The organism is Bacteroides sp. HF-4919 (assembly GCF_018860125.1).
The window spans coordinates 54,628-72,491 of record NZ_JAHKNF010000003.1 but is presented as its reverse complement, the minus strand read 5'-3'; the positions used below and the strand labels follow the sequence as shown (position 1 = coordinate 72,491).

Here is a 17,864-nt window from a genome sequence, read left to right as displayed (position 1 = left end):
CCCACATCTTATGGCAACCGCAAACGAACAAGAACAATCAAGAGCCTACTTACTTGCAGGCATGTTTACGCTTTCACTGCGCCTCGTAGTGGGATGGACTTACTTTTCAGCCTTCTGGCGACGCCTTGTACTCGAAAATAAACTGATACCGGACAGTGCCGGATACATCGGAGAAAAGTTCAACCATTTCCTTCCGAACTCGATAGGTATCCGTCCGGTAATCGAATATCTGGTATCCACCCCCGATATGTTGTGGTGGGCAATGGTGATCTTCACCCTTGTCGAAGGGGTAGTCGGGTTACTCTATATGTTAGGGTTCTTCACCCGCCTGATGAGTATCGGTGTATTCAGTCTGGCCACCGGTATCCTCTTAGGATCCGGATGGTTGGGAACAACCTGCCTGGACGAATGGCAGATCGGTATTTTGGGAGTAGCTGCCGGATTCACTATCTTCCTTTCCGGTGGTGGAAGATACTCGGTCGATTATCTGACAGAGCGAAAATTCGCCTTACGGAAGAAAGCAGGCTGGCTGGTATGGCTGACCTCCGGAGAATTACCTTTAAAGACCAAACGCTTTGCCAATATCAGTGTGGCAGGTGCCATCGTCATCTTCGTACTGACCCTGTACACCAACCAAGAGTTTCACAACGGTGTCTGGGGACCACTGCACAATAAGTCCGTTAAACCGAAGATTGAAATATCCGACGCACAAATAGAGAACAACTCTTTGTCATTCAGTGTTTATCGTGTTGAAGGTGCCGATGTATACGGCTCTTTCCTGATCGGTATCAGCCTGAAAGACGCCAACGGACACGTTGTGTTAGAAAAGAAAGGAGAAGAACTGGCTGACTTCCCAATCGGAAATATCGATAACAAATACATTGCCCGGGTAGCTCCGGGTAAGCATAGCCTGGTGATTCCGCTCGGAAGCAAAGCAACCCTTACAGTCAATGATCCGGCTATGGGAACTTTGCCCAAAGGAAAATACGAATTGGTACTGACCGATATCAGTGGCATCACCTGGAAAAAAGAGATCGTCCATTAATAACCATTAAAAAGCAGAAAAATGAAAAAGAGCATTCTTATCCCCTTCCTATTTATAGGATTGCTGGCCTTTGCATCTTGCAAAGGGACATCCGAGAACAAGACAACTGCCGGCGCAGATACGGTACAAACGGAAAAACCGCAACCGGGAACCATCCACCTGACTCGTGCAGAGTTTCTAAAGAAGGTAGCCGACTATGAAAACCATTCGAAGGAATGGAAATACCTGGGTGACAAACCGGCTATCGTAGACTTTTATGCCGACTGGTGCGGTCCCTGCAAAATGGTCGCTCCGATCCTTGAAGAATTATCCAAAGAGTATGCCGGAAAGATTTATATCTATAAAGTAGATGTAGACAAAGAACCGGAACTGGCAAAGGCTTTCGGCATACAGAGTATTCCCGCCCTCTGGTTTGTACCGATGAAGGGAGAGCCCCAAGTAAGCATGGGGGCTTTATCCAAAGAGCAACTAAAAGGGTATATCGATAAAGTTCTATTGAAACCATAAACGATGATGCGGCCTCACCCGGCAAACCGGTACTGAGGCCGTTTTTTGGGAATTTATCGTTTTTCTGATCTATGAACTTTCATGTAGCCATCGGTCAACGTTTTCATAAAGGCCACGATGTCAGCTTCTTCTTCCTGTGTCAGTCCGAGATTTCCCAATTCATCCTTGTTCACGGTAGCAGGATACTCGGCAGGTGGAAAATCATCACTCACGTCCCGCACATTATAGAAATGCACAATCTCCTCAAGTGTCTTAAAATAACCGTTATGTCCATATGGAGCCGTGAGTTCCACATTGCGCAACGTAGGCACACGATACTTGCCATTCTCACTTTCAGCATTGACAATAGCCCCCAACCCCAAATCCACCGAATCGGCAGTTAGCAGGAAATATTCTGCCGGCACCTTATAATGCGGATGATCCGGCAACTTCGGTATACCCAGATTATCATAAGTATGATCGGTAAACAACGTGCGGTGTGCCCGCTTGTCACGATCCAGGACATGGCATTCGGCACATTGCCCTTTCTCCTTGAAAAGCTCCTTTCCACGCGCTTCCTGTGCGGTCAGCTGATAATTTCCTTTTTTATAGGCATCGTACTTGGATGTAAAAGGATTGATTTCTTTGGATGACTGATAAGCCGCCAGTGCGTCCGTAACGTAAGCAAACAGCGAATCGGCATTACCCGTTTCGCCATATATCCGTATCAAACGGTCATAATACGGAGTACGTCTCACCTTTTCGGCCACCATTTGTTTGTCCTTATTCCCCATTTCCACCGGATTCAGCAAAGGAACACCCGCCTGATCCCGCAAAGAAGGAGAACGGCCGTCCCAAAACAGACCTCCCACATAGCTTTCATCTTCATCATCATAATGTAACTCAGGCACAAAAGCGGCATAACATACCGACATGGAATTGCGCTGAGAAAAGAGTCCCTGCACTGCGCCTTCGGATATGGCACGCGACTGTTCATCGGCAAATCCCCGGGAGACGGCATGGCAAGTGGCGCACGACTGTCCGGATGGTTCAGAGAGCGAAGTATCATGGAAGAGGAGTTTACCCAACGCTTCTTTCTCGCTTCCGCCTTTGTGAGGCGGATGTCCGCACGAGATGCAGACAGAACCCATCAGTGCGGCTAATAGTAGTTTATGTGTCATCATAGTTGTAAAAACAGGGATATAGTTGTTTCAGGGTTCAAAGATACATCATTTTCTGAAAAAGGTATAAAAAAGCCCGGTCGAAATCACATCGCCCGGGCCCCTCTAAACAGGCTCTTACGAATCTGTTCCACGAAAATATACTATAGTTATAAAGAAGTTCTATTCCTCTTCGGGCCAAAGTTCTCCCGCAACCATTTCAGCCATTCTCAGCGTATGCCATTGCTTCTCCTCAGCCTCTTCATAAGATTCCGAAGGTAGTACCTCAGCATTGGGAATGCAGAGTGAGAAGCGGTGCGAGGGAATATAACGTACAATCTGGTCGATCTTAGCCCTTAGTTCTTCCAACTCTTCCTCTACGGGATAATGGGAAAGGACGAAACCAAAAACCGATTGCTTTTCCCGTATGAACCACAGCAAACGGTTTTTGCCACAACATTCCGAATCATAGTCGAGGAAAAAAGCATTGATGCCCTGTAGTGAGAAAAGCATTTCGGTAGGCGAGTGAAAAGCGATGTAAAGGTCGGCAGGCAGATTTTCCAAAGCCATGTTGTTGACACGAATAGCATTATCTGTCACCGTGCGCGTTGCGTCATCGAGTTGCAGATAACGGCAACCCGATTTATACAATTCCATAATCAGCTTCTGATACACCTGTGCAATATCCACCAGCAATGTCTCGAGTTCGGGATAAATCAGATCAAGTTGCGTCCGGTTTGCGTCCTTCATCAATTCGGCCAGCAGGCGCGAAGGCGCCGGAAGCACCTGCTTAGCTATTACATCTCCGCCGGTTACCCCGGTAAGAAAAACAAAATCATCGAGCACCGGATGACGATGCACATCGATCCTGCCGGTCAGTTCGACAGAAGTCTTTCTGTCATCCCGGAATCGGATGCCATCCAATCCGCACATAAAGTCGAGCGGCCACGCATCACTGCGGAAACGGCCGTCGGTGACCACCTTCAGCCCTTCTGCCTTCAGTCTGTCTACCAGATTCCGTATTTCGGCATCTTCGACAGCACGCAAAGTAAGCAGGCTGATTTGTTCGTTTCGATATTGCTCACGGGCTTCTCTCAATGCAGGAGGCAGAAGAAAAGTACCGGCAACGTCTACTTTGAACGGAGGAACTACTTTTTCCATACGCTCTACGTTTTTAATATTGATTGTTACTATTGTGCTTTGCTCCTAACCCACGAGGAACCAAGACTTATCAGCGAGAGTGGCAGGTCTTCTGACTTAGCTTCCATTCCGAACGCCTTCCCGGCTTACACGAGCCAGTGGCAAAAGAGTATCCGATCGGAATGTTTGTATTAAAGCCTCACAGCAGCGGGACTGTCCGGGAGTCACACCCGGTTCCCTTTTAATCGCCAGAAGCAGGAAAGCTTTGGCGAACCAATCTGCCGACAAATATAAAAACAATAAATCAGATATTTGTGTTCAGAGAGATACTTTTTTCAATCGGAGCCTCTGCCGAAGTAAAACAGAGGCTCTGTCCGGACAGAACAAAGGCTCCGTCCGACCGGGACAGAGCCTTCGTTTCAACCAAGCAGAGGCTCGGTTTCCAGACTAATTGCAACGGGCTTAATAGCTGATCTTTACTCCGGCAAAATAGCTTCGCGGAGCAGCCGGCCCATAGATATATCCGGAGTCACGTTCCACTCCCTGATCAAAGTCGTTCTGATAAGCGTTGAACACATTTTGTACACCGGCGCTCAACTGGAGGTCTATCGTCTTATAAAGTTTGAAATCATAGGCCAACTTAACTCCCATATCGAAGAAATCGCGCGTATTGACCGCTATGTCATTCTTGATATAACCTGCCATATGCTGCACCAGCATCGAACCGGTATAGGTTCCCGACAAGGAAACGGAGAGCGGTTTGACAGGGGTATAGGTTGCCGTGAAATATCCATAGGTATTCGGAGTACGGAAAATCTTCTTCTGAGCCGGTGCCGTTTCACTCCATTTTTCGGGTTCGTCATAACGGCTTTGCTGCAAGGTGACTCCCGCCTGCAACTGGAACAAAGAGAGGTAAGCCATTTTTCCTTCCATCGACAGTCCCAGCACTTTCGCTCCCGAACCATTGCGACGTTCTTTAATCAGAATCCCGTCCCGCACTCCGATGTTCTCGAGAACAAACACATCCGACAGCTTGGTATAGAAACCTTCTACCAGGAAGTTCACCTGAAAAGCACCGAAGCGGTGATACATATCCGCCGAAGCACTGAAACTCTGCGACTTCTCTTCTTTGAGATTCTTGGCGCGCTCAATCATAGACACCGTTCCGCCCACATTCTCAATATGCAGGTCTTCATCAAAAGCCTGGGGGGCACGGAATCCGGAAGAATAGCTCAGACGGAGGTTGACGTCCTGTGTAGGATTGAAACGCAAATTGGCACGGGGACTGAAGATGACATGGTTGATCAGATTATGCTTGTCCAGACGTCCGCCCAGCAAGATACTCCACTTTTCATTTTTCCATTCGTTCTGGAAGAAAGCGCTACCGATATTCACCGTCTGCCTGGTATAGCGATTGTATCCCCACATATCATCCTTCAGATTGTCCCGGTTATATTCCAGCCCGGCAGTCAGATCGGCAGGCATAAAGAGGCATTTATCGAAACTGTACACATACTGGGAACCGCCGATAAAGGTCAGGTCCGTCGTCTTTCCATAGGCATTCAGGTCCTTTTTACTACCGTAATAGCTGTCGCGGTCCGTATGCTGTGCCGATGTATACAGTGTCAGGCGGTGCTTTTCGTTCGGAGCAAAATAGTCGAACTTCAATCCCCCACCATTGATGGAATGTTGAATCTGCTCGGCAATATCGGCTTCGTGAGGCGGACGGTTCAGCATGTTGCCGCCACGGCGGAACTCCTGCAAGTGATGATACTCAAACGTTAGTTTGGAGTATGTACTTGTTTTCAGGAACGAACGGAAACCTACTGTCTGGTTTTTGAGTTTAGGCATTTCGGAATAACCGTCCCCGTCGTGATCATACGCATCGCGATGTCGGTTCTGACCGAACACATAGAGTCCTGCCCGGTGATCGTCGGTCACCAGCGAAGCATTCAGCGAGGTATTATTGTCGAAAGACGAGCTGCCGCCAATAGAAGTAATGGTGTGTGCCAACTGCCCCGAATTGCGTAACGGCTCTTTAGTGATGATATTGATGGTTCCGGCAATGGCAGACGAACCAAACAGCGCAGAACCTCCACCACGCATCACCTCTACCCGCTCAATCATGTTGGCAGGAATCTGCTCCAAACCATAAACACCGGAAAGGGCACTGAAGATGGGACGCGAATCGATAAGAATCTGCGTATAGGGGCCGTCCAGACCATTGATGCGCACCTGCTGGAACCCGCAGTTCTGGCAATTCGTCTCCACACGCACACCGGGCTGAAAGTTCAGTCCTTGCGAGAGTGTAGGCGAGTTCGTATTCTCGAACATCTTCATATCCACCACATTGACCAGCGTAGGTGCCAGCCTCCGTTTGGTCACACTTCGATTGGCAGACACCACCACTCCGTCGAGGGCTACGGCATCCTCTTCCAGCTCGAAGTTTTCTTCAAGCGTCTTCCCCTTTTTAAGCGTGACGTTGCGGCTGATGGTTTTATAACCAACCGAACTGGCTTCGAGGACGAAATCCCCTTCGGGAAGGTTTTTAAGGAAATAGTGTCCGGTGGCATCCGTCACGGTGCCAATCGTGGTTCCTTTCAGAGCAATCGTTATATAAGAGAGGTGTTCACCCGTTTTTTTATCGAGTACATGTCCGATGATATTCGCATCGGAAGCTTTCAGTTCCGGGTGTTCCGGTTGGTCGGCCATAGCCGGCAACAAGGCACAGCACAGGCTAACGAGGAAAAATATGTATTTCTTCATTTTCGTTTCTGGATAGTAAAATTACTAAATAAGTTTCTCTAAATAAAGCAGTAAGAGTGAGAGAGATGCTTTATACGGCTGAAGGCGGCGCTCTCAACGATACCACGCCTGTAACAGACGAATGGTATCCTGCCCTCTCCGGACGCCACGAAAGCGTATAGAGCAGACAAGCAATAAACTGAAGGGATAGAAAGAAGAGACCGGCTCCGGTAGTCACCACATGGTTCAGCAAATGAATCAATTGAAATTCGACTGTGGTGTGACTATGGGGAGAATCTTTCTTAAACGGGTGCGAATGGACAATGGTCACCCCGTTCACTACATGTGAGTGGGTGAAGAGCGTGATACCTGCCATGTACGATATAAAGAGTACAGGCAAAAACCATCGCATTATGTTCTGACAGCATTGTTTCATCCGTTTAGTTTTGTGGCAAAGATAAGAAGTATTCCCTTACGGAACAATCCCTATTTATGGGGATAATAAGTGTAACACCGCTTCAAGGTAGATTGTTCACACATTTTCATCATTATTAGGTATTTCAGATTCAGAAAATGGTCACCACCTTTGTGAAACACATTTAACGTCATCTCTAAATTTAATTGATATAGGACATGAAAAAGAAAAAAGGACTGCCCCGCCTGTTTGAGATAGCGGGCGAGAAGAAAGGCCTGCTGATACTGGCAGGTGTATTATCGGCACTCAGTGCCTGTTGCATGCTGATTCCTTACCTGGCAGTCTACCAGGTACTGAATAATTTACTGGAAAATGCGGGCGAGATAAACAACGTCGACAAAGAGTATCTGACCGATTGGGGCTGGATAGCTTTTGCCGGACTCATCGGCGGATTGCTACTTCTGTACGGCGCACTGATGTCCTCACACATGGCCGCTTTCCGTATCCTCTACGGACTGCGGGTCAGGTTGTCCGAACATATCGGAAGACTGCCTCTCGGCTATCTGAACAACAGTTCTACCGGAGCGATCAAAAAAGCGCTTGAACAGAATGTAGAGAAGATCGAATTGTTTATCGCGCACACCATCCCCGACCTGGTGAATGCGGCCGCCACGGTAGCAGTGATGTTCGTCCTCTTTTTCAGCCTCAACGGATGGATGGCAGCAGCCTGCCTGCTGGCCATTGTCATCAGCATACTCGTTCAATTCTCACTGATGTTCGGCCGGAAGTCAAAAGATTTTTTCCGCCAATACTTTGACGCATCGGAACAGATGAGTGCCTCTGCCGTGCAATACGTACGAGGCATGCCGGTCGTAAAGATATTCGGGCAGACAGTCGCGTCTTTCCGTCAGTTCAGCCAATCTATTTATGCATTCAAAAAATACGCACTGCACGTATGCGACACCTACCAACCGGGTATGGTGTGGTTCACCGTACTGCTCAACTCCATCGTGACGTTCATCCTCCCGGTGGGCTTACTGCTGTTGAGCCGCGAACCGGGCAATGTGGTACTGGCCGGAGTGTATCTGTTCTTCATTATATTAGGGCCGGGTGTAGCCGCCCCGTTTCACAAGCTCACTTTTCTCGCATCGAACACTCGGGAGATTGACGAAGGAGTCAGCCGCCTGGATGCCATCTTTGAAGAAAAACCAGTGCCGGAACCCGTCATACCGCAATCACCCCATAAGCACGATATCCGCTTTGAGCATGTCAGTTTCTCGTACGAAAACACCAAGGAAACCACACGTACAGAAGCATTGAAAGACATCAGTTTCACCGCACATGCCGGCGAAATAACCGCACTTGTAGGTCCTTCCGGTTCCGGTAAATCGACCATCGCCAACCTGATCCCCCGCTTCTGGGATGTCACACAAGGAGCCATTAAAATAGGCGGAATCAATATCCGGGAGATTGCGACCGGGCAACTGATGGACCGGGTCTCGTTCGTATTCCAGGATTCATTTCTCTTCTTCGACACTCTCTACGAAAACATACGCGTGGGCAAACCCGACGCTACGGAAGAGGAAGTGCATGCGGCAGCTCGTGCGGCACAGTGTGACGAATTTATCGGACGGCTGCCCCAAGGTTACCAAACGCTGATAGGAGAAGGCGGTGTATATCTTTCCGGAGGAGAAGAACAGAGAGTGTCTGTCGCCCGTGCCATCCTGAAGAACTCTCCCATCCTGGTACTGGATGAAGCCACCGCCTTTGCCGACCCCGAAAACGAATACAAAATGCAACTGGCTCTGCAGGAACTGATCAAAGATAAAACGGTGATTATCATCGCCCACCGCCTGTCGTCCATCATCTCTGCCAATCAAATCATCGTCCTGAAAGAAGGAGAGATCGTACAGAAAGGCGTACACGCCGAACTGAGCCGGAAGGAAGGAGTATATAAAAAGATGTGGGATGCCTACACCGACGCCTTCCAATGGACTCTGAAAACCGAATGCCCATCCTGACTGATGTATCTTCCAAAATATAAATAAATCAATGAATGCAATTAAAAATATCACCATCGGCCACACGGAACGCCTGCGTAAACCTGTCGGCTACACTGTACTCGCTAATTTAGTGAACATTATTCCGTTTATGCTGTCTATCGAAGTGGTCAATATTCTTTTTCGCGCTTTTGACGGCAGCGGGCAGGGACCGGACATGCAACGGTTGTGGATCATCTTCGGTATCCTTGTCGCCTATATGTTCGTCATGGCTATGGCCGAAAGACAGGCATACAGATATAACTTCCGCGGAGCCTACGAAATGAGTGCCCAAGGAAGGATCGAACTCGCAGAGCATTTGCGTAAACTTCCCCTTGGCAGCCTGTTCCGTCATGATCCGGGCGACCTGGCAAGCATGATGATCAGCGACTTTACCCTTGCCGAGACAGGCATATCCCACCATCTGCCTCAATTGATGGGGGCTCTTGTGATGCCTCTCCTCGCCTTCTTCTCTCTGCTATGGATTGACTGGCGCATGTCTGTAGCCATGTTCATTGCCCTCCCTCTGGCCGTACTGGTTTTGCTGGGCAGCAACCGGTTGCAGATGCGTCTCGGTAAAAAGCATATCCGGGCAAAAATCAATGCCGGCAGCCGCCTTGAAGAATACTTGCAGGGAATACGCATCATCAAAGCCTACAACCTGTTAGGAGGAAAATTCGAACGTCTGCGCCATGCCTTCGCAGAATTACGTCGTGCCAGCATGCGTCAGGAAGCGTTAATGGGTCCCTTTGTGCTATTGTCCATCACGCTTATCCGGGCAGGACTGACACTGATGATCCTCTGCGGTGCCTATCTGCTGATAGGCGGCGAACTTTCCCTGCTGACTTTCGTCATGTTTCTGATCGTCGGTTCGCGTGTGTTCGATCCATTGACTTCGGCACTGACCAACTTTGCGGAATTCCGCTACTTCTCTATCGCAGGCGGACGTATCCTGAGCCTGATGCGCGAACCGGAAATGCAAGGGAACAAACAGAGTCCCCAAAGTGGTGACATCCGTTTTGAGCACGTCACCTTCGGCTACGGAGAAACGGAAGTGCTGCATGACATTTCCATCACTTTGAAACAAGGATGTCTTACTGCGCTGGTCGGCCCTTCCGGCAGCGGAAAGAGCACGCTGCTCAAACTATGCGCCCGCTTCTACGACCCGCAACAGGGAAAAGTTACCTTCAACAACACCGACATGTCGGAGATAGAACCGGAAGCCCTCATGAAGCAGATCTCCATGGTTTTCCAGAATGTTTATCTGTTTCAAGATACCATAAAGAACAACATCCGCTTCGGAAAAGCAGACGCTACGGATGAAGAAATCGAAGATGCCGCCCGGAAAGCCTGCTGCCACGAATTCATCATGAAACTCCCCAATGGGTACGACACGATGGTGGGCGAAGGAGGTTGTACGCTTTCGGGAGGAGAAAAACAACGCGTCTCCATCGCACGTGCCATCTTGAAAGAAGCTCCCGTTGTATTGCTGGATGAAGCAACGGCCTCCCTCGATCCGGAGAATGAAGTAGATGTACAGAAAGCAATCAACACGCTGATTGCCGGACGGACGGTGATTGTCATCGCACACCGCCTGAAGACCATCAAGAACGCGGATAAGATTATCGTGCTTGAAAACGGATGCGTCACGGAACAAGGTACACACCGAGAACTGATCGGACGGGAAGGACTCTATTACAAGCTATGGTCCATACAAGAGAAAACAATGGGCTGGCAAGTATAACGGTGTCATATACAGAAGCGGGGCTGCCTTCATCCAGATGAAAGCAGCCCCGCTTTGTGTACGAACGCCCGATGGATTCACTCCACCCGTTTATTCCGAACGAAGCCAGGTCAGTTTGTGCCAAAGGCTTTCCAACGGTCCCTGCTTATGTCCTTTCAACCACCATTTGCAGAAGCGAACCTGCAAGAGGAAGAACAGAAAACCGATCAGCAAACTGACGGCATACCCGCAATAAGGCGCCAGATAGAGCGCAAACGGGAAATAGATAATGGCTCCGGCAATGGACTGGGAGATGTAGTTCGTCAGACTCATCTTACCGTAAAAGCGCAAGTCGGCAGTCAGCTTCTTGAACTTTTCCGTTTGGTATAACAATACGAACGAAGCAACCAGCACTACTGTGAAAGCAAACTTTTGCCACATATCCATCACCACACCCACCGTCTGGCGTATCATGTCCGGCTGGCCGGCATCCGTCAATTGTACTTTCAACTGATAGAGAGGACCGAATAACACAGCACACCAGATCAGTGCTTTTACCCAGAAACGGGTCGTGCTCTCCGAGGTGACAAATAATTGTTTCCGTCCGATCAGCATTCCCAGCAAAAACAGTCCGGCCGTTTGCAGGAAACGCCCTGCACCTATCGCCCAAAACAGGCTCGCCTTCTGCCCCAAGGTCACATTCCCCCAGATGAACTTCCAGAAATCTCCCTCTTTGGTATAGTCCGCCACTTCAGCATACATCTGCCCTACTCCTAAATCGGGTAAGGAATGGGACGGATTGACAAGGTTCATCACGTAGTGGTACCACTCCACGGGCTGCAACAGCAGGAAGACAGCCAGGATAAATACTGCCCGGTCACTCCATTTGCGGACAATAAACAGAAAGATACCGACCACACAAAACAGCAGCAGGACATCTCCCGCCGGAAAGAACGCTGCATTCAAGGTGGCAAAACCACCCAGCAGGAGCAGACGCCAGAGAAAACGGTAACCGAAATCTTTCCCTTTCTTTTGTTGATTGGCATATTGTATGTAGAACGTTAATCCGAAGAGCAGAGCGAAGATGGCATAGGCTTTTCCTGCGAACAGGGAAAACGTGACACTGAACACTCCTTCGTTGAGAATATTGAGCCACTCCGGCTGGGAAGCAGCATCGGGATACACAGGAAAGATAAAATGTTCAAGGTTGTGAACCAGCAGGATCGCCATTACGGCAAAGCCGCGCAAGGCATCTACAACCTCGATACGGGGAGTTTTTGAAGCAATTGTTTGTCGCATGTTTTTTGTTGTTTTTAAGATACGGTTATTGAATAAGTGGCAAAAGTAATAAAATGAAGTGATAAATCATTCACTTCATACCTATATGTAAGTACGAAACTACATACATTATCTTTTTTTCGTCCTGAGAAACAGTACCGGAACAACGCACAGCAACGTGACAATAAAGGCAATGAAGAAATCGTCGTTGATGGCACTGATATATCCCTCCAGATCGATACGCTTCAGTACCAGCATTTCTGCCACTTCCTTGGCGGTATCGGGTGTGTTGCCTCCCGTATGTTCTATGAAGCGGCTTAAAGAGTGAATAGTCTGGCGGTATACGTCTCCTGTATAGTTCAGGGCTTCGCTGTATCGCTGTGTATGAAAAGCCGTACGCTGCGTCAGCAGATGGCTGAAGATGGCCACCCCAAAACTTCCTCCCATCTGCCGGACAATATTGGTGATACTGGAGGCTTGTGCCATATCGCTGTTACGGATATTCACCAACGACAGAGTCAGCAACGGAGTGAAAAGTAAGCCCATACCCAACCCACGCAAATAGAGACTCAGCATAATATACCACTTTTCGGTCAGGAAAGAGAGGTAATAGTTCATATAGAAACTGACGGCCATCAACAGAATGCCCGACACAATAAAGACTTTGGGATTGATGCGCTGCATCAGTTTACCCGATAAAGGCGAAGCGACTCCCTGGATAATGCCCACAGGCATAAAAAACATACCGGCCTGCAAAGCAGAGTACCCCAGATTGTCCTGCAAATAAAGAGGAATGAGGAACGTACTGCCGAACATACCGATACCAAAGACAAACAGGATCAGGTTGGATAACGCAAAGTCCTTGTCAACAAACAGGCGCAGATTGATAAGCGGTGTCCTGACAGTGAACTCAAAGTAGAGAAACAAAATAAAGGTGACCACCGCAATCCACATAGCTCCGAGCACTACGGGGCTGTTCCATCCCATGGAGTTGGTGGACGAATTGACTTCGGAAAGCCCATACATAAAGACAGGCAGGAAAATGGCAGAAGTGATGAAACCGGGAATATCGAAGGGAACTTTGGTTCCTTTCACATGTTCCTTCTGTACAATGGCAGTTACGATCAAAGCGAGAATCCCTATCGGGATATTGACGTAAAAGATATAGTTCCAGTCCATGTAATCAACCAGGTATCCACCAATGGTAGGACCAAAAGAGACCGAAGCGGCGGAAGCGATAGACCAGAATCCCAATGCCGTCCCCCGTTGTTCGGGCGGAAATACATCGCTCACAATAGCCATACCGACGGGAAGGAGCATGCCACATCCAAAACCTTCGATCACCCGCCAGAAAATAAGTTCTTCGATAGTGGACGAACTTCCACACATGAAGGAGCCGGCTGTAAAGACAAGCAAGGATAAGAAATAGATCTTTTTATAACCGAAGCGTTCGGACAGCCATCCGGCGGCAGGCAGAATACTTGCCATCGAAAGCATGTATCCCGTCAGTACCCATTCGGCCACATTGATGTCCGCACCGAGCGTACCCATTATCACAGGCAGTCCGGTGTTGACAACAGTAGAGTCGAGCACCGCCATAAAGGTGCCTATCATAATGTTGCCCAGTACGATCCACTTATAAGAAGAACCTTCTTTCATTCTTTGATAATCTTCACGTTAGCAGACATCCCCGAAAGCAGGCGGAGATTTGCTTTCAATTTCTCTTTCCCTTCCACCCGGTCGATTGAGATTCTCAATGGAATCCTTTGGGCTACCTTCGTATAATTGCCGGAAGCATTATCGGGAGGAATCAGGGAAAACTCGGATGCAGCGTTGGCACCGATGTAGAAAATCTTTCCATAAAACGTCAGTCCGGGATAGGCGTCGAGGGTGAAAAGGGCCGATTGTCCCATACGGATCTCGTTAAATTTAGTCTCCTGCAAATAGACAGCCACCCAGAGTTCTTTACCTTCGTTCAGAGTGAAGATGTTTTCGCCCGGCTGCAACAAATCGCCGGGAACCACCCACTGTTTGGCTATCAGGCCATCTACCGGCGAAACGATCCGGTAATTCTCAGTCGCCGTACTGTCCAGCATGGCCAGTAACTCACCTCTCTTCACGCTGTCTCCTTCGTGTTTGAAGACCGCAGACAGCGGAGCCATCACACGGGCGGAAACGTTGACACGGCCGCCATCGAGATTTGCGTCTATCGTAGAGACGTATTTCCGATAGTTCCACCACCATACAATGGCAACGACAAAAGCGATGATAAGCAATATCACCAGCCAGATAAACTTTTTCTTATCAGAAGTATTCGATGTATTTGCAGCGTCCATAATTCTTGGGATTAGAGTTACAAGGATGGAAACAAAATCTGCAAGAAAAGGTTTGGAAAGGGAAGAAAAAGGAATCGGATTCCACTGAAAAACTCACCACAGAAGGCGCAGAATAACACAGAGTGATTTTTAAGTCATGGAGGTGCGTCGAAAGTCTTTTCACCACGGAGTAGCACAGAGTATTTACTATAGTAATCAACAACTTAGAATTATCTCTGTGTCACTCTGTGTCCTCTGTGGTAAAATTTGACATGCCCCCGGAACTCTCCGGTGGAATAACTTAGTATACTACCGTTGCTATCACCTGTATAAACAGGATCAGGAATACCATTGCAATCGGGTATACCGTTGCATAAGCTACACTCGGGATATTGCTGTCTACCATGGAATCGGCAGCGGCAAGCCCCGGTGTACTGGTCATGCCACCGGTTATGGTACCCAGCAAATCGAGCAGACTGATTTTAAACACCAGACGCCCAACGAACGCAGCGATCAACATCGGTACGAGGGTGATGGCCGCACCTACTCCGAACAGCAATAAACCGCTCTCCTGGAAAGTAGCAACCAGATTCTTACCGGCCGATGTGCCTACTTCGGCCAGGAAAAGCAACAATCCCAACTGACGGAGCAACTGGTTGGCAGGGCCTGACATAGACCAGAGAATAGGACCTGTTTTACCCACCGCGCTCAGCAGCAAAGCCACCATCAGCACACCACCAGTCAATCCCGGTGAGAAAGATAATCCTCCCGGGAACGAGATATTAAGCTTACCGAAAATAACTCCCAGCACAATACCCATGGCAATAGGGAAGAAATCGGTGTCGGACAGCTTCTTGGCATTGTTTCCCAGTAAACGGGCTACTCCTTTGATACCTTCCTTCTCGCCCACCACCATCAGTTTATCACCAAACTTCAGTGCCAGATCGGGTGACGGTGAAAGGTCGATACCGCTTCGGCGAACACGGGTCACGGTACAGCCGAAATTCTTCATCAGGTTCAAGTCGCCCAGCTGTTTATTTATCATGTCCTTTTTGGTCAACAGCAACGATTCTATCTCCTGCGTGTTTTCCAATGGAAGTTCACCTTCTTCACGTTCACCCACCAGTACGGCCAGTTGGGTCAATGCTTCCTCGCTACCCACTGCCTGGATGTAGTCTCCTTCACGAAGCACTGTATGGGCTGTCGGGATGGATATCTGTTCCTGATGTTTCAGACGTGAAATAACGGCTCCTGTCATGGCACGTGCATTGATCTGCATCAGGCTGCGGCCAAATACGCTCGGATTCGTGATGCGGTAGATACAGGTCCCCAACTCCGGGAATTGTCCCCGGCGTTCTATCTCGAGGCGACGGGCCTCCTTGTCAAGATCAATACGCATAATCTTAGGCAACAGCTTCACGAACAGGATGACGCCAATCACACCGAACGGATAGGCAATACCATAAGCGATAGACGCCAATGGAGAATTGGTGCTGTCGATGGCAACAGCCAGACCCGGCGTACTGGTCAGCGCTCCGGCAACCAGACCTACCACACTGGGAGTATCTATATCGAAAGCATACTTCAGACCGATAGCCGTAAAGCAGGCCGAAGCAATGATAAGAAGTGTAATGATGATCAGCGTCTTCCCTTTACTACGGAAAGAATCGAAAAATCCCGGACCTGCCTGGATACCGATCGTAAAAATGAAAAGTACCAATCCGAAATTACCCAGTTCCTTTGGGATAATTACACCAAAATGCCCAAAAAGAAGGGCAATGAAGATGACCGCCGACACATCGAGCGATAGCCCCTTGATCTTGATTCTTCCCAACATGAAGCCTAACGCTACGATAAGGAAGAGCGAGAAATAAGAGGAGTGCAATAAGTCAGTAAACATAAATAAAAAGGTTAATTTTAGTTGTTAGTGGTGCAAAGGTACGTAAAAAACTGTTTTCGGTTATAGTAAAAGAAGAAGTAATTTCCACTATCCGGTCAGCAGTCCATTACATAATAACAGGGGAAAAGCTATATTACAATCAAAAAGAAAGGAATATGAAGATTTTGCTGATTCATTATCCATTCAGAAATAAGCAAATAGAACTGACGGGAGTTTAAACAAGTGATGCTACCCACTCCAGAAGCATAGAAAACAAGGTACCACTTCCCCTTTTTTACAAGAAACAACAAGGGATGGATAAAAAAGGGAGTAACCATCCGCCTCATATGCCGTAACTCTCCTCCCCCAATGAAGTAACCTTTCGATGAAAAAGATATAGCCTTACCGAAAAGGAGCTTGGAAAGAGACTGATATTCCCTACTTCACACACATTCCGGAAAGGCTATTAACTGTCAGAAAGAAACAATAATAACGAGTAAGACATCCATATCAATCACGTTACACACAGATCACTACCAGATAGCAATCAATAAAGTGCTTTTGACATCCGGATGGAGATTTACCAACGGTATTTCTCTACGTTTTTTCCAATAAGTTCCGACAAGGGAGACAAATACGAGATTCTAAGAAGTTCTAAATATCAATTTGACAAATTGATATTATCTCTAAAATGACTTTTAAGAGATGCAATTTTCCCCATTGCAGCAAGCTCCTTTATATTCAAATTCTAAAGTAGCATGATGTATCCCGACATGCTCCAGTTGATGCTTTACCGCATGCTTCACCTCCTCCATACAACGGAGGTTTTCAATCACAATGTGAGCAGTCAGTGCTGTTTCCGTGGTACTTAACGCCCAGATATGCAAATGATGAAAACTTTCAACCCCGGATTGTGCCAAAATTATCTGCCCGACCTTCTCACTGTCTATTCCTACCGGAACTCCATCAAGCGAAAGGCGAAGGCTATCATGCAGGAGTCCCCAGGTAGAAATTACAATAATTACGGCAATCACTAATCCGATGATCGGATCGACAAGGGTCCATCCGGTATACATAATAATAATACCGGAAATGACTACTCCCACGGAAACCAATGTATCGGCCGCCATATGCAAATAAGCACCTTTCACGTTCAGGTCTTTCTCCTTGTCTTTCATAAAGAGCCAGGCCGTAACTGCATTGACAATCACACCGACCCCTGCAGTCCAGGCAATGGCAGCACCTTCCACAGGAACCGGATGGAGCAATTTATCAATACTTTCAGCAATAATAATACCTACGGCAACCAATAAAATAACTGCATTGAGCAACGAGACAAGTACCGTACTTTTTTTGTATCCATATGTATAGCGACTGTTAGGATGTACTTTGGCTAAGCGAAAAGCAAGCATAGCAAGCACAAGGCTCGCAACATCTCCCAAATTGTGTCCGGCATCGGAGAGCAGACCTAAAGAATCATAATAAAAACCGATGCCGAACTCAACGAGGACAAACAAAATGTTCAGCGTAATGCCAATTATAAAAGATTTGTTGAGTGACGTCAACTCATGGACGTGCTCGTGATGATATTCGTGGGAATGTGCCATTATTTCAATGATGTTTATCTACTTCCAAAAAC

At 48.0% G+C, this 17,864-nt stretch carries 13 protein-coding genes and 1 riboswitch; of the genes, 4 read left to right on the top strand and 9 right to left on the bottom strand.

All coding sequences use genetic code 11. The features are described from left to right. Positions 1-10: 10 nt before the first annotated feature. Positions 11-1,045, top strand: a complete 1,035-nt coding sequence (locus KO473_RS06390) for a TQO small subunit DoxD (protein ID WP_005806662.1) — start codon at positions 11-13, stop codon at positions 1,043-1,045. 21 nt (positions 1,046-1,066) lie between these two features. After that, complete coding sequence (trxA, locus tag KO473_RS06385; RefSeq protein WP_122130436.1) at positions 1,067-1,552, top strand: thioredoxin; 486 nt, start codon at positions 1,067-1,069, stop codon at positions 1,550-1,552. Between the two features lie 53 nt (positions 1,553-1,605). On the opposite strand, the gene KO473_RS06380 is transcribed toward trxA, so the two are convergent. The 4 genes from KO473_RS06380 to KO473_RS06365 form a co-directional block, all read right to left on the bottom strand. After that, the gene (locus tag KO473_RS06380; protein ID WP_032541471.1) at positions 1,606-2,715 is read right to left on the bottom strand and encodes a cytochrome-c peroxidase; all 1,110 of its coding nucleotides are present in this window, start codon (positions 2,713-2,715) and stop codon (positions 1,606-1,608) included. 159 nt (positions 2,716-2,874) lie between these two features. After that, a complete protein-coding gene (locus KO473_RS06375) occupies positions 2,875-3,852 on the bottom strand; it encodes a methionine synthase (protein WP_005778371.1) in 978 nt (325 codons plus the stop codon). Positions 3,853-3,915: 63 nt separating this feature from the next. Continuing rightward, a riboswitch (cobalamin riboswitch) is annotated at positions 3,916-4,124 on the bottom strand. Between the two features lie 169 nt (positions 4,125-4,293). Continuing rightward, positions 4,294-6,597 carry a TonB-dependent receptor gene (locus KO473_RS06370; RefSeq protein ID WP_005778375.1) on the bottom strand — a complete coding sequence of 768 codons (2,304 nt, stop codon included), beginning with the start codon at positions 6,595-6,597 and terminating at the stop codon, positions 4,294-4,296. 70 nt (positions 6,598-6,667) lie between these two features. Continuing rightward, entirely contained in the window at positions 6,668-6,988 is a 321-nt protein-coding gene (locus KO473_RS06365; RefSeq protein ID WP_005820610.1) for a hypothetical protein, read from the bottom strand. A gap of 221 nt (positions 6,989-7,209) precedes the next feature. On the opposite strand from KO473_RS06365, the gene KO473_RS06360 reads away from it, so the two are divergent. Beyond that, entirely contained in the window at positions 7,210-9,012 is a 1,803-nt protein-coding gene (locus KO473_RS06360) for an ABC transporter ATP-binding protein (protein WP_122130435.1), read from the top strand. Positions 9,013-9,043: 31 nt separating this feature from the next. Next, positions 9,044-10,774 (top strand): ABC transporter ATP-binding protein, encoded by a 1,731-nt coding sequence (locus tag KO473_RS06355; RefSeq protein WP_005806679.1) that lies wholly within the window; start codon positions 9,044-9,046, stop codon positions 10,772-10,774. Positions 10,775-10,864: 90 nt separating this feature from the next. Here KO473_RS06355 and KO473_RS06350 read toward each other — a convergent pair whose 3' ends face one another. The 5 genes from KO473_RS06350 to KO473_RS06330 all read right to left on the bottom strand — a co-directional run bounded on the left by KO473_RS06350 (position 10,865) and on the right by KO473_RS06330 (position 17,832). Further along, the gene (locus KO473_RS06350; protein ID WP_122130434.1) at positions 10,865-12,052 is read right to left on the bottom strand and encodes a DUF418 domain-containing protein; all 1,188 of its coding nucleotides are present in this window, start codon (positions 12,050-12,052) and stop codon (positions 10,865-10,867) included. Positions 12,053-12,160: 108 nt separating this feature from the next. Beyond that, entirely contained in the window at positions 12,161-13,690 is a 1,530-nt protein-coding gene (locus tag KO473_RS06345; protein WP_005778382.1) for a DHA2 family efflux MFS transporter permease subunit, read from the bottom strand. Then, positions 13,687-14,367, bottom strand: a complete 681-nt coding sequence (locus tag KO473_RS06340) for an HlyD family secretion protein (protein WP_005820619.1) — start codon at positions 14,365-14,367, stop codon at positions 13,687-13,689. Before KO473_RS06340 ends, KO473_RS06345 begins: the two co-directional genes overlap by 4 nt. Before the next feature lie 280 nt (positions 14,368-14,647). After that, the gene (locus tag KO473_RS06335; RefSeq protein WP_005778385.1) at positions 14,648-16,246 is read right to left on the bottom strand and encodes an aspartate:alanine exchanger family transporter; all 1,599 of its coding nucleotides are present in this window, start codon (positions 16,244-16,246) and stop codon (positions 14,648-14,650) included. 677 nt (positions 16,247-16,923) lie between these two features. Next, positions 16,924-17,832 (bottom strand): cation diffusion facilitator family transporter, encoded by a 909-nt coding sequence (locus KO473_RS06330; protein ID WP_122130433.1) that lies wholly within the window; start codon positions 17,830-17,832, stop codon positions 16,924-16,926. Between the last annotated feature and the right edge of the window lie 32 nt (positions 17,833-17,864).

Excerpts from the sequence above, each read along its gene's own strand:
- KO473_RS06390 (WP_005806662.1), top strand. The coding sequence starts at position 11 with ATGGCAACCGCAAACGAACAAGAACAATCAAGAGCCTACTTACTTGCA.
- trxA (WP_122130436.1), top strand. The coding sequence starts at position 1,067 with ATGAAAAAGAGCATTCTTATCCCCTTCCTATTTATAGGATTGCTGGCC.
- KO473_RS06380 (WP_032541471.1), bottom strand. The coding sequence starts at position 2,715 with ATGATGACACATAAACTACTATTAGCCGCACTGATGGGTTCTGTCTGC.
- KO473_RS06375 (WP_005778371.1), bottom strand. The coding sequence starts at position 3,852 with ATGGAAAAAGTAGTTCCTCCGTTCAAAGTAGACGTTGCCGGTACTTTT.
- KO473_RS06370 (WP_005778375.1), bottom strand. The coding sequence starts at position 6,597 with ATGAAGAAATACATATTTTTCCTCGTTAGCCTGTGCTGTGCCTTGTTG.
- KO473_RS06365 (WP_005820610.1), bottom strand. The coding sequence starts at position 6,988 with ATGCGATGGTTTTTGCCTGTACTCTTTATATCGTACATGGCAGGTATC.
- KO473_RS06360 (WP_122130435.1), top strand. The coding sequence starts at position 7,210 with ATGAAAAAGAAAAAAGGACTGCCCCGCCTGTTTGAGATAGCGGGCGAG.
- KO473_RS06355 (WP_005806679.1), top strand. The coding sequence starts at position 9,044 with ATGAATGCAATTAAAAATATCACCATCGGCCACACGGAACGCCTGCGT.
- KO473_RS06350 (WP_122130434.1), bottom strand. The coding sequence starts at position 12,052 with ATGCGACAAACAATTGCTTCAAAAACTCCCCGTATCGAGGTTGTAGAT.
- KO473_RS06345 (WP_005778382.1), bottom strand. The coding sequence starts at position 13,690 with ATGAAAGAAGGTTCTTCTTATAAGTGGATCGTACTGGGCAACATTATG.
- KO473_RS06340 (WP_005820619.1), bottom strand. The coding sequence starts at position 14,367 with ATGGACGCTGCAAATACATCGAATACTTCTGATAAGAAAAAGTTTATC.
- KO473_RS06335 (WP_005778385.1), bottom strand. The coding sequence starts at position 16,246 with ATGTTTACTGACTTATTGCACTCCTCTTATTTCTCGCTCTTCCTTATC.
- KO473_RS06330 (WP_122130433.1), bottom strand. The coding sequence starts at position 17,832 with ATGGCACATTCCCACGAATATCATCACGAGCACGTCCATGAGTTGACG.